We start from the raw sequence: 13,052 nt of genomic DNA on the forward strand, positions 1-13,052 counted from the left end.
CTCAGGTCTGGAACGGGGATGAGGTCGGGCCTTGCAGCACGGGGTCGGTGCCGGCAACCAACTTCGCGGCCGACGTCAACCAGAGGGCTGCGCATACGCCCTCGATGCTGACGGCCAGCGTCCAGCCCACGACCAGGCCCTGGAGGCCACCGAGCCTTGCTCCAAGGATGGCAAGGCATAGCTCCAACAATCCGCCGAGCGCAAACCAGGGAGCTGCCTTGAGCATCCTGTCGGTCAGCCGCGCGAGCGTGCAGGCGTGGAATTTCAGCGTTGATCCAAGCAGGCTGAATCCGAGCAGGCTGAGGCTCGAACCGGCGATCCTGGGATAGGTCGGATTGAAGACTGCCAGGATCTGCTGCGAGTAGGTGAAGATGAAGATGGCGCACGCCAGCGAGAACAGCAGCGATGCCGTCAGCGACACGAGGATGTCGTGCCTGGATTGCTTCGGGCTTGCCCTGACGACGGGAAACAGCACCATCGCCATGGCTGCCGGAATCAAGGAGGCGACCGAGACCAGCATCCATATCGCCACGAACGCGGCATTGGTGGTCGGCGACAGCAGCACCAGCACGAGATACGGCATGACGAGGGCCGGCGTCAGCAATGCGACGTCGAGTGCGTAATGGTCGCGGACCCGGCGGCGGTGCATGTGGAGCAGTTTGAAATCGGGGGCGCCGACGAGATGGCGCGCGCCGCCCCTCGTCAGGAGATCGACGCCGATCCAGGATGCCAGCAACCCGGCGACCCAGGTCCAGAGCAGCGCGGTCGGGGAGGTGAAGCCGAGGGCGGCTACCGCGGCGAGCAGCATCAGCTTGAATACGGCGAACAGGACCAGGCGGATCGTCTTGCTGCTGCTTCGGAGAATGCCGACGAATGCCTGATCGCCCATGATGGTGAGATTGCTGAGGCCGCAGCCGATGACGAAGGCCAGGCCCGCGGACCAATCATCGATTGATCCGGTCGAACCCATGAGGAGTGTCTGCCCGACGAAAAACAGCACGGCCAACCCGACCGCCATGGCCGCGCCGACCGAAGCTGCCGCCGTGACGAGCCCGGGTTCCTTGCCGGGATGCCGAACGAGCTCGCCCGTGAGCAAGGTCCCGAGCCCACCTTCGCCGAGCAGGGTGACGAGGCTCATCATGGACAGCAGGCCTGAAGCAACGCCCATCGCGTCCGGCGGAAGCAGCCGGGCGGCGAGCCACCAATAGGCAAAACCAAGACCAGCCGTTGCCACCGTCCCGGTCGCCAGTGCGCCGGAATTCATGACGAGGGCGGCGCTCTTCTGCAGTGATTGGTGCAGTCGCGAGATGGCCGCTCGGACGAAGCCTATCGGCATGATGGCCTTCCCGGATCCTGGTAGGCAGCCATCGCGACTGCAGCGGGAGCCGCGCGCAGTACATCCCGATAGAGCTGCTCGATCCGGGACACGACGGCTTTGGCCTTGAGGCGTCCCACCCGGGCCAGGCTTGTCGCCTCGAGGCGGGCCAGCAAGGCACGGTCGTCCAGCAGCGCCTGCATCGCGCCGGCGAGGGCCGGCGCGTCGCCGGGCGCTACGAGAAGTCCTGTCTCGCCGTGATCGACCAGATCGGGCATGCCGCCGATATCTGTTGCGACGACGGCCTTGCCGCACGCCATCGCTTCCATGATCACGGTTGCACACGCCTCCGGGCCGGTCGACGGCAACACGCCGAACAGGCACCGCCGCCAGGCGTGCATGATGGCGGAATGCGGCCATGCGCTGAAGCTGCGAACGTTCGGCGGGAATTCGGTCGGCGTATCGGCGAGGCGGCGTCCAATCATGACAAGCGGTGGCGGCCGGTTCAGTCCGGCATAGGCCTTGAGCAGGACGTCGATGCCCTTCAGACGCATCATGTCGCCGACGAACAGAATGAAATCACCGTCCGGTAGTTCGCGCAGGCAGGAGTCTTCCGGACCAGGCACTTCGACATCGTCCGGCACGAAGTTGGGGATGACCTCGTAAGGCGCGCTGCCGCGGGTGAGCCCGGTGTGATGGGCGACGGCGTGGCTCACCGCAATGAAGCGGTCCACGATGCGACGGGCAGCGAAGCTCGATGCCCAGTTGCCGAGGGTGGTCGCGGTCGCCTTCGCCGCGCCATAGTGCCGGGTCGCGCACGGCAGGCACTTCGCCGGCGCCGGCCCGCTGCACAGCTGAGCCCCGAGATGCATCAGATTTTTCTTGGCGCAAACCAGGCCATAGTCGTGCAGCGTCACCACGAAGCGGGCCCCGCTGAGCGCCCTGAGCGGCAGCAGGGATGCATAGATCCAGTTGTGGGCGTGGACGACATCCGGTCGCTCCCGGTCGATCAGCCGCTTCAGGCCGAGTGCCAGTTCGGGATCCGGGAAGGGCGGCGCGTGCTGACGCTCGGGATCGGCATGGAGTTTCGACAGGCGCTGCAGCGTGCCGCGCAACCGGTGGACTCGAACGGCGCCGTCCAGCTCGGTCTCCGGTGATCCCTGGCGCATCAACGTCCCAACACTCACGTCGTGGCCCCGCTGCGCCAGTGCCGCGCCGAGATTGCGGACATGACGTTCCTCGCCCCCGATCACCGGGGGATAGAACTGGGACAGCAGCAGGATGCGCATGACCGAGCCTCCGCCTCAGCTAGCCGGCACCAGCGCCGAGACTTTGCGATAGAGCTTGTTGTCGGCCGGCCGGTAGAGCCGGGCCTCGGCCTTCTGCTGGACAGCGAGGATGGGGACAGGAACCTTCCGCACCCACGTGTCGCCCGGGGCAATCGTCAGCGAGCGGAAGACCGCGAATGGTTTCCCGTCGAGGGTGACTTCGAGGTCGTATTGGTGCGCTTCGGCTTCTGCGCTGCGCACGCCGACGACGAGTTGGCCCGGATCGCCTTGAGCCGGCGGCAGCATCCAGAACTCGGTATATTTGAACTGCCGCTCGACTGCCTGATCGTGGATCGCCAGGGCGTAGGCTCCCGTCGCCACGAGCATCGCCAATGCGATCGCAGCTGCTTGCCAGGGCGGTATTCGCAGTGAACCCAGCCTGGCGCTCGGGGTTGAGATGTTAATGTCGCTGGGAGCCAGCCGCATCGCGGCTGTTGTCACCGCCAGGTACCAGAACGCCCAGCCAAGCGGCGTGAGCGCGCCCAGCACGTTGAGCACAAAGCCTCCGACGACGGTGAGGGCGAGGCTCGCGCCAACCGAATAGGCGAGGTGTTCCGACAGCGACGTGGTCCTGATGCCCATCGCGCGCAGCACCGTATGGCCGGAAATGAGGAGAGCCATGGGCGCGCCGAGAACGGTGCGCGGGAGCATGCTGTCGCTGGCCGCAACCACCGCCACCGTCGCTCCTGCCCACAGGCAGGCGCCGAGCAGGTCCCGCTTGTCAGGGCTCGCCATGCAGTCCTCTCACGTCGTAGATGACAAGAAAACCGTTGTCGTAGGTGCGCGTGACGCCCTTGACGTCGTTGAACTTCAGCAGTTCGGCAGCCCAGAGCCGCGTTCCCGGCTGCGACTCCCAAGGCTCGAAGTAAAAGCCGAGCACCGGCGGTGCGGTCGTCAGGCGGAGATCCGCCAGCAGGAAATCAATGTCGCTCCTGGCCAGTGCGTAGAAATCATCGGATCCGAGCTTTTCACCCCGAAACGCACGAGCAGCATAGATGCCCTCTTTGATCTTGATTCTCACGTCCTGCCGGCCGTAGCCGGCAAGCAGCAGGCGATTGACCCGGTCGGCCGTGAAGCGGTTGCCGGGCCCGAGCCATTCCTTGGTCCAGAGTGACGTCTCGATGCCCATGCGCTCGATGGATTGCGCGTCCGCCGCCACCTTGTAGGGTCCACGGATCGGCTCGAGTGCAGCCGCCGTCACCCCGCCCATCACGATGACCGCCAGCGCGGCCGATGGTGCGACGCGGCGCCATCCGCGCGGCGCGCGGCCCTGCCAGAAATGGATGATGCCAACCGCGACGACCAGTCCGACGCCGATGAACACGAACGTTCCCATCCGGTTGCCGATTTGCCACCCGTTGACGGTCAAGCGGAATGCAACCGAGACAGGAAACCCGCAGGCCAGCAAAGTGAGCAGCACAACGCGGCTGTCACGCCAGCGCCGCCCGAGAACATCGTGGATTGGACGCCAGCCTGAGTGCAATTTGATCGGCGCGGTCAGAGCCAGCGATCGAAAGAAACCCGTCGCCAATCCGAGCGCCAGCAGCAGGATCGCAACCAACGTGGTCGATCGCATGCCGAGGGGCTGGGTGGGCGCGCCGAGATGTTCCGACGGCGGAATACCGGTGCCGAATATCCTTCCCAGCAGTGTCTTGAAGCCGGTTTCGACCACAGGGCCGACGTAACCGGTGAAAGAATATCCGCTGGCCATTACCCACAGGAGAGGGAGGAGGATGGCGATCAGCGCCGTGATCCCCATGGCGATCCTCGCCTCGAGCCCGAGTGAGACGTCGCGCCGCACAGCCTCCAGGGCCGCCAGCATTCCGAGGTAGATGGCGGCAAAGGCTGCCGTCAGGTGATGTGTGACCGCAAGACTCGCCAACAGCAGCGCGATCAGGCCGAGCGCGCTCAACCTTGGTCGTCCGGCGAGATCCTTCGATGCAGCCTCCACCGCGAGGATCAATATGCACAGCACGAAGCCGAGGGTCTCGTAGGAAAAGGCCGACTCGAACACCACGAAAGTCGAGCAGCCCATGTAGGTCAGGCAAGCGATCGCCGCGATACGCGGAGACCCGGTGATCCTCTCGTAGAACAGAAACAGGGCCGCGACGAGCGTGCCTTTCAGGATCGCCAACAGGAGGGTCGCAGCGGCAAACAACGGCAAGCCGGTTAGATTGGTGATCGCCGTCGTCACGATTTCCAGCGCGGGATACGCCGGCCCGATCGGCAGCAGCGGGTTGGACAGGAACAGCCGGCGGCCGGTCGCGAGGTCTTCCGCCGCGGCCCAGTGCAGGAACTCATCGTGGTGCGCGAAGCCCGTCGGCGAATAGACGATCTTGAAGTAGAACAGGGCCTCGGCAAGCAGGAGCAGGAGAAGAAGCCGCTCGCTCCGGGCCACGTTCGGCCACGAGATGCGCAGGCCGGCCGGGACGACCAGCAGGACAACACCGGCCCAGAACAGCAGCGATGCCGCCGCCTCGGCGCGCCGCCCGGCTCCGTGCCCGGCCACAATCAGGAGTAGGGCCGTTGCGGCCACCATGCAGAGCGCCGCGATCCACCCGGAGTTCGCGGGATCTGGCGTTGGATCGACCCTGTTGCCGCGCAGGTCAGGGCCGATCATGGCAAGGATGGATTGCATCCAGGACCGCGCCGGCGTGATTGCGATTTCGGCGTTGGGATGAGCGCGTGTCATCCGACCCGCGCTCTCGTCGCGGGTCGCAAGCCCCGTGCACCGTCGTGCGCCAGACTGACCGTCGCCCGGTTACCCGACACATCACGATAGACGTCACTCAGCGCTTCCGCGCAGGCGTCCCAATCCGGCAATGCCAGATCGGGGATCTCTCGCGGGGCTTCGAGTTCCTCGGCCATGGCCGCGGCGATTTCGCCCGGGCTTGCATCGCGCGGAAGCGCGCAGCACAGGCCCTTGGTCGCGAGCTCCCGCAGCCCCGACGTGTCGCTGACGAGGACGGGCCGACGCAGCGACAGCGCTTCCATCACGGCGACGGGATGTGCCTCGTAGTCGCTCAGCAACACGAACAGGCCGGCGCTCGCCAGGAGGTCGGCCATTCTCTGGCGTTCGGATCCCGGGATGCCCGCAATGGTGACCCGATCGTCAAGACCAAGCGTGCTGACGAGCCGACGCAGTGCGCCCTCATAGGGCCCGGTTCCGACGATGCGCAGGCGCGCGTTCGGTATCCTCCGGATCAACTCCGGCAGGGCCGCAATCACCCGGTGATGGCCCTTGTAGCGCTCCAGTCTGCCGCTCGAGACGATCAAGTAGGGATCGACCTTGACGCCAGGGCTGGCGGCCGGCATCGCGGCGCCGTTTGGGACGACCACAAACCGTTCGCGAGGAATGCCCATTCGCGTGCTGAAGAAGTTGGCCTCGAATTCGGAGACGCCGATCAGCCGCGCGGCCTTCGCCACCAGCGGGCGCAGCAGCGCACGCTGCGTGCTGCGCACGGCGTTCCGCAGCCGCGAGGAATGCCCGCCGCTATGGAAGGTCAGGACGAACGGGCCTCCGGTGCGGACGGCTGCGAGCAGCCCGATCGGGCTCACAAAAGTGTTGTAACCTTGAAAGTGGATCAGATCCCATGTGCCGCGGCGGATCGCGGTATAGACCTGCGGCGCCACGTAGAGATCCAATTCCCGCGGCCAGGCCGGCACGCGCCGCACGCACATGCCGCGGACGTTCTCCTCAATCGGCAACTTTCCGGAGGGATCGGTCGTGAGCACGTCGACCGAGTAGCCGCGCGCGACCAGGCGCGGACCGACCTCCTGGATGTGGGTTTCGATACCGCCGACGAAGGGGTAGCAGCGCGCGGACACCATCAGGATACGCATTCGGCTTCCCCACCGTCATCGTGGACGTGCGTCCCGCTCGTATCGGCTATGGATAGCCATAGGCAACCAGCGAGACCGGAGAACGGACCTTCTCGCGCAGGATCGTCTTGAGGACGCGCCAGCCGTCCGGAATGGCGCGCAAATTGCTCAAGCCGCTGATGCGCGGAGCTTCGAAGCTCGCGACCTCGACGATGTTCAGCTCATTCTTCAGAGCCCGCACGTTGATGAGGGTCTCGATCTCGAAGCCGTCGCAGTCGCAATTGAGTGTTGGGACGTGCTTGGTCCAGAACGCCATGTATCCGTAACACAGGTCGGAGAACGAGCCGCCGTAGAGCATTCGCACCAACATGGTGAGGGCCCAATTGCCCAGCATCCGGAACGTCGACATATCGTCGGTCCCGGCGCCCTGGAGGAAGCGCGAGCCCTTGACCAGATCCGCGCCGGCGATCAAGGCGCCGACAAAGACGATCGCTTCCTCCGGAACCATCGAGCCGTCGGCATCGATCATGACGATGATATCGCCCGTGGCGGCCCGGAAGCCGGCCTGCAGCGCGGCGCCCTTGCCGTGGCGCGGCTCCATCACGACCTTCACGTCCTCGCGCAGGCCACGCGCTACAGCGACCGTGTCGTCCGTCGAGCGCCCGTCCACGATAATCACCTCGTGCGCCCATGTCGGGATACGCGGCAGAAGCCAAGGGAGGTTCTTTGCTTCATTGAGCGTCGGGACGACGAAGCTCACGCGCGGCATCATCAACGGCCGACCCAGCGCGAGATTGATCGCGTCAGCCGCCGGTACCTTGCTGATGTGGGAGAGAATGTTGGGGACAGGAGCGTTCATGGTGACACCGTGCGATCAAATGGCCGGACCTGGAGCGCAGGTCGCGAGCGTACAAGTATGCTTGACAAGTATTGTGCAAGAGCCCGAGCGGGGTGATAGGTCCCGTATACGAACCGACACACCGGGCCGAAGCTGTTTGCTGCGGCGGGACCGATAAAATGCAAGCCTGGTACCGAGGTCTCGTAATGTGACGAAAGTTGCGGCGCCCCCTCGACCAGGCGGATGTGACGCAGCAGCGATGGGTTCAGAAAGCCGAGCCGGCTTAGATCGATCTTGTAGCCGGTTGCGAAGATCACATGGTCGGTCTCAAGCGCCGGCCGACCGGCATTGACCAGGTTGAGCTGAAGCTTGCCGTTGCGGATCTCGGTGCTCTGGATCGAGGTACCGAGCCACATGGGCACCTTTCCGACAACGCGGTCCTTCACGAAGGCACCGCCCAAGGGACCGAGCGCCTTGGGATTGGCGAGCCGGATACGACGTTCCTCCGACAACATCTGGATGAGCTGGGGATACTTCGCGCAGGCCGTGAGGGCCCAACCCGGGCCGATGCCGCTCAATGGCGCGACCAGCCGCTCGACGGAAGTGCGGTTGCGCGGCCGGTTGGCGAATCGCAGTTGCTGTGCGCGCGTAACCAGTGAAACCGGGATTCCCCGTTCGTGGAGCAGCGCGGCGAGGTCCGTCGCGGACGATCCGGATCCGACCACGGTGACGTCCTTGCCGTCCAACGATTCAAGTGAGCCGTAGTCGCCGCTGTGCGAGCACAGCTCGGCAGGCAAATGTGCGGCGTTCTGCGGCAGATGCTTGAACGGATGCAGGCCGACTGCCACCACGACGCGCCGCGCGTTGACCGTCTCGCCGTCGTCAAAGCTGGCACGAAGCCCGCCGCCGACGGCCTCCAGTGCCGTGAGAGTCTTGCTCTCCACGGCCGGCACATACCGCATCCGGAAGGCTTCGGCGTACTCGATGAACCGCTCGCGTGTCAGCGGTGTCAGAACGTCATGATAGGGCAGGGCGCGTTCGGTGCAGAACGACTTCACCGTGAACTCCGATGCGGGATCGGAAAGACACGACGCCCAGGGATAGGATTTCAACAGCATGCCGCGGGGCATGTTGTTCTTCCAGGACGCCATTGGCTCACCAAAGATCCGGTGCTCCACACCGCGTGCGCGCAAGTGCGCAGCCAGCGACAAGCCGTAGGGGCCGGCTCCTATGACGGCCACATCCACGGATGTGCTCGATCGGCCCATATGCGCACCTCCCGCACGGAATAAAAAGGTAGATGAAATGAAAAAGACATCGGGAGATTGAAACGCGGAAACTCTCTCCTTGCGACCCTCTTCCAGCAAGCCTGGCGCCAAAGATCGCTGATGGTGCTTCGCAGTGGAAGCGCGATAGATGATTAGCTCTTTGTAGTTATCGGTTTGTGCCACTGCGGAAATGGTTCTGCTCGACCGACGTCGCCAGCAATGATTTCCTGTCTCTTACGCCAAGCCAGCCGGCATCGATGACCGTGCCGGTCGCCGTTCCGCGGCCACCGCAACGCCGGGTGACAACGGCTCGTAGGAGGCCGTGACCTCCCGCAATCCCGTGGTGCGACCGAACATATCGATCACCTCGAGACCGGACCTGCGGTTGTAGGTGTGGCAGCCGAAGCCTGCTGCTCGAATGACACCGACCGGGGTCTGAGAAAATCCCGACAGCCGGAGCGCATCGATCCGGCACAGTGTTATTGCATCGCCATAGCCGCGCATGCAGTTCTGCACCGGACGCAGAACCTGCCCGCCGTGCTCGATGAAGGCGCCTGCAGGGCGGCTGAGCGAGGCATCAATCAGGATGGGGTTGGCGGCGTGAGGCATCCAGGGGGCGGTCAAGCTCTCCGCGCGGTAGATATCGAGGACGTCCCATGACGTGGACCTCCATCGCCTGGGGCTGACGAAAAACCAGCAACGGCCGTTGCGAAACAGCGGCGTGCAGTCGTAGGCCTCGATGCGGTCGATGAGGCAGGCTTCCCGGGCCCACCGGTGGGGGAATTCGATTGCCCGATAGAGGCTGACGTTGCTCGCCTCACCGGATTCCGGGATCATCCAGATCTGTCCATCCCGTTCGAACACGAACGGATAGGAGAGATGATGCGGCTCCTCCAGGACGATCCGCGGCTCGCCGGCCGTGCCGTCACGATTTGCCCCTACGACCGCAATGCATCCCCGCTTCTTCCTGAAGGAGTACTGCTCGACAAAGATGAAATCCTGTCCCTGGTGGGTGAACGGAAACGGGTCGGCAAGGTAGCTGCCGGCGTCCCCGGCGAGCACCTGGAAGGCGGCGTTGCCCTTGTCGAGCAGGCTTGTCCCTCCGTCGAGGCGCCAGCCGACGCCCCACATCTTGCCGCCTCTTGCGATGATATTCAGGAGGCTGATGGCTTTCGATGCCATCCTGCCGCTCGCCCATATGAGGGCCGCGGGAGGCGGGCCCGGAGGTCCGGTCGTCCGCGGGCGGGCGACATCGCATGCGGCCGGCCGGCCTTCCTCGCGCAAGGCCTTGAGAATCAGCAGGACGGCGCATGAGAGGGTGCCGTCCAGGGTCGCCGCGAGCACGTTGCGGTCCGCGCTGGCGGGGCATGCCTTCCAGGGGGCCCAGGGGCTCGCTGTATCGTGCAGCTCGATGAGCAGGTCCTCACCGTCCGCCAACGCTGCCAGGGCTCCGATTTCGCCGGGCACGCCGTTGAAGAGGGGTGTCAGCACGCGCCGTACGGAGGTGGCTGGCTCCTCGCCGCTGAGATTGACCACGACATCGGGCGCAGTGGTCGAAGGCGCGAGGGCCCGGAGTGCTGCCGGGACGGAATCCGTAGCGCCGTCTCCACGGACGCGGTAGACGAGCCGCTCCAGCTCGAGCAGCGTGCGGCAGCTCAGCGGCAGCGGATGGCGATCCGATCCGAAGCTGCACGAGATCTCGTTGCCTGGGTCTTCGGCAAGTGCCTCCGCCAGCCAAAGATGCCAGCGCAGCAGCCGCGACGGATCAAGATGCAGGCCAACGCGCATTCACACCCCGAGCCCGTTCAATTGTTCGCCTGCCGCGACTGCGGGACGGCCGATGCTGGAATCCAGCGGCCTGTGCTGTCGACGGCACACGGCCAGGCCACGGTGATCGGCTGCAAAATTATGCCCAAACCGTGCCCGGATGTGTGATGTCAGACGGGGTAATCCTTCGGCGATGTTGCGCTCAGCCGGTCGGGAGCGTCATTTGGACGCATGAATGTGGGCTGGCAGCGGGCGAAGAATGGGCTGATTTCAGCATACACCTGCGCTCCGAGTGCCGAACTCTGTCGGACGTGGGACGATCTCGTCGCGCGTGTCGATGGCAACGCATTCATGCATCCCGCGGCGTTGCTGGCGGCCGCCGAAACCGGGTTTGCCAAGATCCACGTCCTGGTTGCCTGGGACGAGGAGGTGGAGCCGCGCTGTCCGGTGGGATTCTGGGCGCTGTGCGAGAAGCGCAATCTGCCGACGGCGCCGGCATTCCTGGAAGCACTCCCCTACAATTACGCGTTCACCTCGAATGCGGTGATCGACAACGCTCGCGCCGACGAGGTGGTAGCGGCATTGTTCGACGCGATCAGGCGTGACGTCCAACTGCCCAAGATCATCAAGTTGCGCTCCTTCGAAGCTGACCCGGTTGTCTATCCGGCGATGCTCCGGCAGCTCGAGGGCATGGGGCGATATCGGGAGCTTGTTCGTGCGGAACGCCCGTTTGCGGACCAGAGCTCAGGGGTCAAGAAATCGGGATCGACCCGCAAGAAGCTGCGCCAGGATTGGAATCGGCTCGCCGCGACTGGAAGGGTGGAGATTGTGAACGGCCGGACGCCGGCCGAAACCGAAGCCGGGTTCGAGGTGTTTCTCGCGCTCGAGGCGGCAAGCTGGAAGGGCAAGGAGGGAACGGCGCTGCTTTGCGACGCCGGTGATGCACGCTTTGCCCGCCAACTCATCCGAAATCTCGCGGCGCACGATCTGGCCTCGGTCGCCCTGCTGCGCGTCGATGGTGCCGCGATCGCGGCACAAGTCCTGATTTACAGCGGCCGCCAAGCCTATACGTGGAAGACCGCATTCGACGCGTGCTTCGCGGGCTTTTCGCCGGGGGCTGTGCTGATCAGCAAGATCACGGAAGAGCTACTCGAATCCGCTCAGGCCGTTACAATCGACTCTTGCTCGTCTGGGGATGGAATCATGTCGCAGCTGTGGACCGGCCGACGAACCATGGTCGACACGCTGATCGATGTTCGTATGCGCAACCCGGTTGCGTTCGCAATGGAAGTGGCGGAGCACCAGGGCTATCAGCAATTTTGCAACGTCCGCGGCCGGATTTGGCATGCGTTCCGGCATTCCCGGTAGAGAGCGCAGCGGCTCAGGTGCGATCCCGCAGGCGCTGCGTCCATCCCTCCGGCACGAACTGATTTCCGTCGGAGAGCACGCCGATCTTGCAAGCGGCGGAGATTGCAGCGCCGACGAAGAAGCGCAGCCTGCGCTGAATGCTCCAACTGATGCCTTCCTCGATGGACATCGACCGCAGCTGGTAGGCCCACGACGTGGAGGTTTCGTCGTAGGCGCGCTTGACCGGATCATCGTAGAACTGATTGATCTTGTCCGCGGCCATGCCGGGGCTTGCGAGCCAATTCGGAATGTGGACGTTGCACAGCCGTTCGACGTCGGTGAAGACCTTGCCGGCGCCATTGCCGGCGGCCGGGCAGGAGCTCGCATAGGCGTCTCCGACCAGGACGATACCCGCTTGGCGATGGCCCAGGCTGACATAGAGGTCTGCGGGGCGGATCTTGACCGGCCCGACGACCTCGATGTCCCCGATCAGGCGGCGCAAGTTCGGCATCAAGGCGAACAGGCCGCGCGCGGGATTGTGGCGCATCTCCCGTAGCCATGGATCGTCCATGGTCCGATAGACCATCAGGTTCGCCCGCATCGACGTTCCGATCGGGAAAAGCGTGAGGTAAGCCATCCGGTCGCGGGCGCGCTCCGGGTAGTAGGTCAGGGCCGCGAAGTCGAATGGCTTTGCCGGATGGGGCTTGATGTCGAAGGCAAGAGTAATCGAATGGCAGGGGCTCGTGACCGCGCGTTCGATGCCGAGCTGATCCTTGAGTGCGACGCTCAATCCGTTGGCCAGGACGACGAGTCGCGCCGTGATGACGCTGCCATTCGACAGCGAGATCTCCTGATGGTCGTCGCCGGTGGTGATGCGAATTGCCTTCGCAACGACGTTCGACACTTCAGGCGGAACGGCGCCGCGCATGACGTTGACCAGGTCGTCGTACAGGATCCCGTACTGTCCACCCGGGCGTTTATCGATCACGCGCCCGAAGCGGGCGATCCAGGCCTTGCCATCACGGGTCGCCCCGTCGAACGTCGCCGCCGACAGGGCAATGCCGTCGAGACCGGTCTTATGCAGGATCGCGACTTGCCCGCGATCGAGCTTTTCGCATCGCAGTTCCGGCGGATATACCGGATGCGGATCGATGAGCGTGGTCGGGATGCCCGCACGCCCCAATATCGCTGCGGTGGTCGAGCCGGCAAGGCCTGCGCCAATCACCGCCACGTCGGTGTCCGTCATGGCGCATCATCCATACTGCTGCATCTCAGGTCGCCATGCTTGAGCCGGAGCCCGTCGATTGCCGTCGCTGGACGACACTCTAGAGAAAACGCCGCGCCAGGGCACGACGCCGAAGGGAGTA

Annotated in this window: 10 protein-coding genes; 1 reads left to right on the forward strand and 9 read right to left on the reverse strand. The window is 64.6% G+C overall.

Features of this window, described 5'->3' with window-relative positions:
- Nucleotide 1: 1 nt before the first annotated feature.
- From ACOIX3_RS15560 to ACOIX3_RS15595, 8 genes are all read right to left on the reverse strand, one after another.
- The gene (locus tag ACOIX3_RS15560) at nucleotides 2–1,336 is read right to left on the reverse strand and encodes a hypothetical protein (protein ID WP_420970692.1); all 1,335 of its coding nucleotides are present in this window, start codon (nucleotides 1,334–1,336) and stop codon (nucleotides 2–4) included.
- Complete coding sequence (locus ACOIX3_RS15565; protein WP_420970693.1) at nucleotides 1,327–2,604, reverse strand: glycosyltransferase family 4 protein; 1,278 nt, start codon at nucleotides 2,602–2,604, stop codon at nucleotides 1,327–1,329. Before ACOIX3_RS15565 ends, ACOIX3_RS15560 begins: the two co-directional genes overlap by 10 nt.
- 15 nt (nucleotides 2,605–2,619) lie before the next feature.
- Complete coding sequence (locus ACOIX3_RS15570) at nucleotides 2,620–3,378, reverse strand: hypothetical protein (RefSeq protein ID WP_420970694.1); 759 nt, start codon at nucleotides 3,376–3,378, stop codon at nucleotides 2,620–2,622.
- A complete protein-coding gene (locus ACOIX3_RS15575) occupies nucleotides 3,365–5,335 on the reverse strand; it encodes a hypothetical protein (protein WP_420970695.1) in 1,971 nt (656 codons plus the stop codon). Before ACOIX3_RS15575 ends, ACOIX3_RS15570 begins: the two co-directional genes overlap by 14 nt.
- The gene (locus ACOIX3_RS15580; protein WP_420970696.1) at nucleotides 5,332–6,486 is read right to left on the reverse strand and encodes a glycosyltransferase family 4 protein; all 1,155 of its coding nucleotides are present in this window, start codon (nucleotides 6,484–6,486) and stop codon (nucleotides 5,332–5,334) included. Before ACOIX3_RS15580 ends, ACOIX3_RS15575 begins: the two co-directional genes overlap by 4 nt.
- A 46-nt stretch (nucleotides 6,487–6,532) precedes the next feature.
- Complete coding sequence (locus ACOIX3_RS15585) at nucleotides 6,533–7,324, reverse strand: glycosyltransferase family 2 protein (RefSeq protein WP_420970697.1); 792 nt, start codon at nucleotides 7,322–7,324, stop codon at nucleotides 6,533–6,535.
- Complete coding sequence (locus tag ACOIX3_RS15590) at nucleotides 7,321–8,550, reverse strand: NAD(P)-binding domain-containing protein (RefSeq protein WP_420970698.1); 1,230 nt, start codon at nucleotides 8,548–8,550, stop codon at nucleotides 7,321–7,323. The genes ACOIX3_RS15585 and ACOIX3_RS15590 overlap by 4 nt, the downstream gene beginning before the upstream one ends.
- A 255-nt stretch (nucleotides 8,551–8,805) precedes the next feature.
- Nucleotides 8,806–10,359, reverse strand: a complete 1,554-nt coding sequence (locus tag ACOIX3_RS15595) for a glucosamine inositolphosphorylceramide transferase family protein (RefSeq protein ID WP_420970699.1) — start codon at nucleotides 10,357–10,359, stop codon at nucleotides 8,806–8,808.
- A 210-nt stretch (nucleotides 10,360–10,569) separates the two neighbouring features.
- Between ACOIX3_RS15595 and ACOIX3_RS15600 the strand changes: the two genes are divergently transcribed.
- Nucleotides 10,570–11,706 carry a GNAT family N-acetyltransferase gene (locus tag ACOIX3_RS15600; RefSeq protein WP_420970700.1) on the forward strand — a complete coding sequence of 379 codons (1,137 nt, stop codon included), beginning with the start codon at nucleotides 10,570–10,572 and terminating at the stop codon, nucleotides 11,704–11,706.
- Nucleotides 11,707–11,719: 13 nt separating this feature from the next.
- Here the strand turns inward: ACOIX3_RS15600 and ACOIX3_RS15605 are convergent, their stop codons facing one another.
- Nucleotides 11,720–12,931, reverse strand: coding sequence for an FAD-dependent oxidoreductase (locus ACOIX3_RS15605; protein WP_420970701.1), 1,212 nt, complete (start codon nucleotides 12,929–12,931; stop codon nucleotides 11,720–11,722).
- Between the last annotated feature and the right edge of the window lie 121 nt (nucleotides 12,932–13,052).

It is taken from the genome of Bradyrhizobium sp. B120 (genome assembly GCF_049075665.1).
In the GTDB taxonomy this organism is placed as follows: domain Bacteria; phylum Pseudomonadota; class Alphaproteobacteria; order Rhizobiales; family Xanthobacteraceae; genus Bradyrhizobium.

Excerpts from the sequence above, each read along its gene's own strand:
- ACOIX3_RS15560 (WP_420970692.1), bottom strand. The coding sequence starts at position 1,336 with ATGCCGATAGGCTTCGTCCGAGCGGCCATCTCGCGACTGCACCAATCA.
- ACOIX3_RS15565 (WP_420970693.1), bottom strand. The coding sequence starts at position 2,604 with ATGCGCATCCTGCTGCTGTCCCAGTTCTATCCCCCGGTGATCGGGGGC.
- ACOIX3_RS15570 (WP_420970694.1), bottom strand. The coding sequence starts at position 3,378 with ATGGCGAGCCCTGACAAGCGGGACCTGCTCGGCGCCTGCCTGTGGGCA.
- ACOIX3_RS15575 (WP_420970695.1), bottom strand. The coding sequence starts at position 5,335 with ATGACACGCGCTCATCCCAACGCCGAAATCGCAATCACGCCGGCGCGG.
- ACOIX3_RS15580 (WP_420970696.1), bottom strand. The coding sequence starts at position 6,486 with ATGCGTATCCTGATGGTGTCCGCGCGCTGCTACCCCTTCGTCGGCGGT.
- ACOIX3_RS15585 (WP_420970697.1), bottom strand. The coding sequence starts at position 7,324 with ATGAACGCTCCTGTCCCCAACATTCTCTCCCACATCAGCAAGGTACCG.
- ACOIX3_RS15595 (WP_420970699.1), bottom strand. The coding sequence starts at position 10,359 with ATGCGCGTTGGCCTGCATCTTGATCCGTCGCGGCTGCTGCGCTGGCAT.
- ACOIX3_RS15600 (WP_420970700.1), top strand. The coding sequence starts at position 10,570 with ATGAATGTGGGCTGGCAGCGGGCGAAGAATGGGCTGATTTCAGCATAC.
- ACOIX3_RS15605 (WP_420970701.1), bottom strand. The coding sequence starts at position 12,931 with ATGACGGACACCGACGTGGCGGTGATTGGCGCAGGCCTTGCCGGCTCG.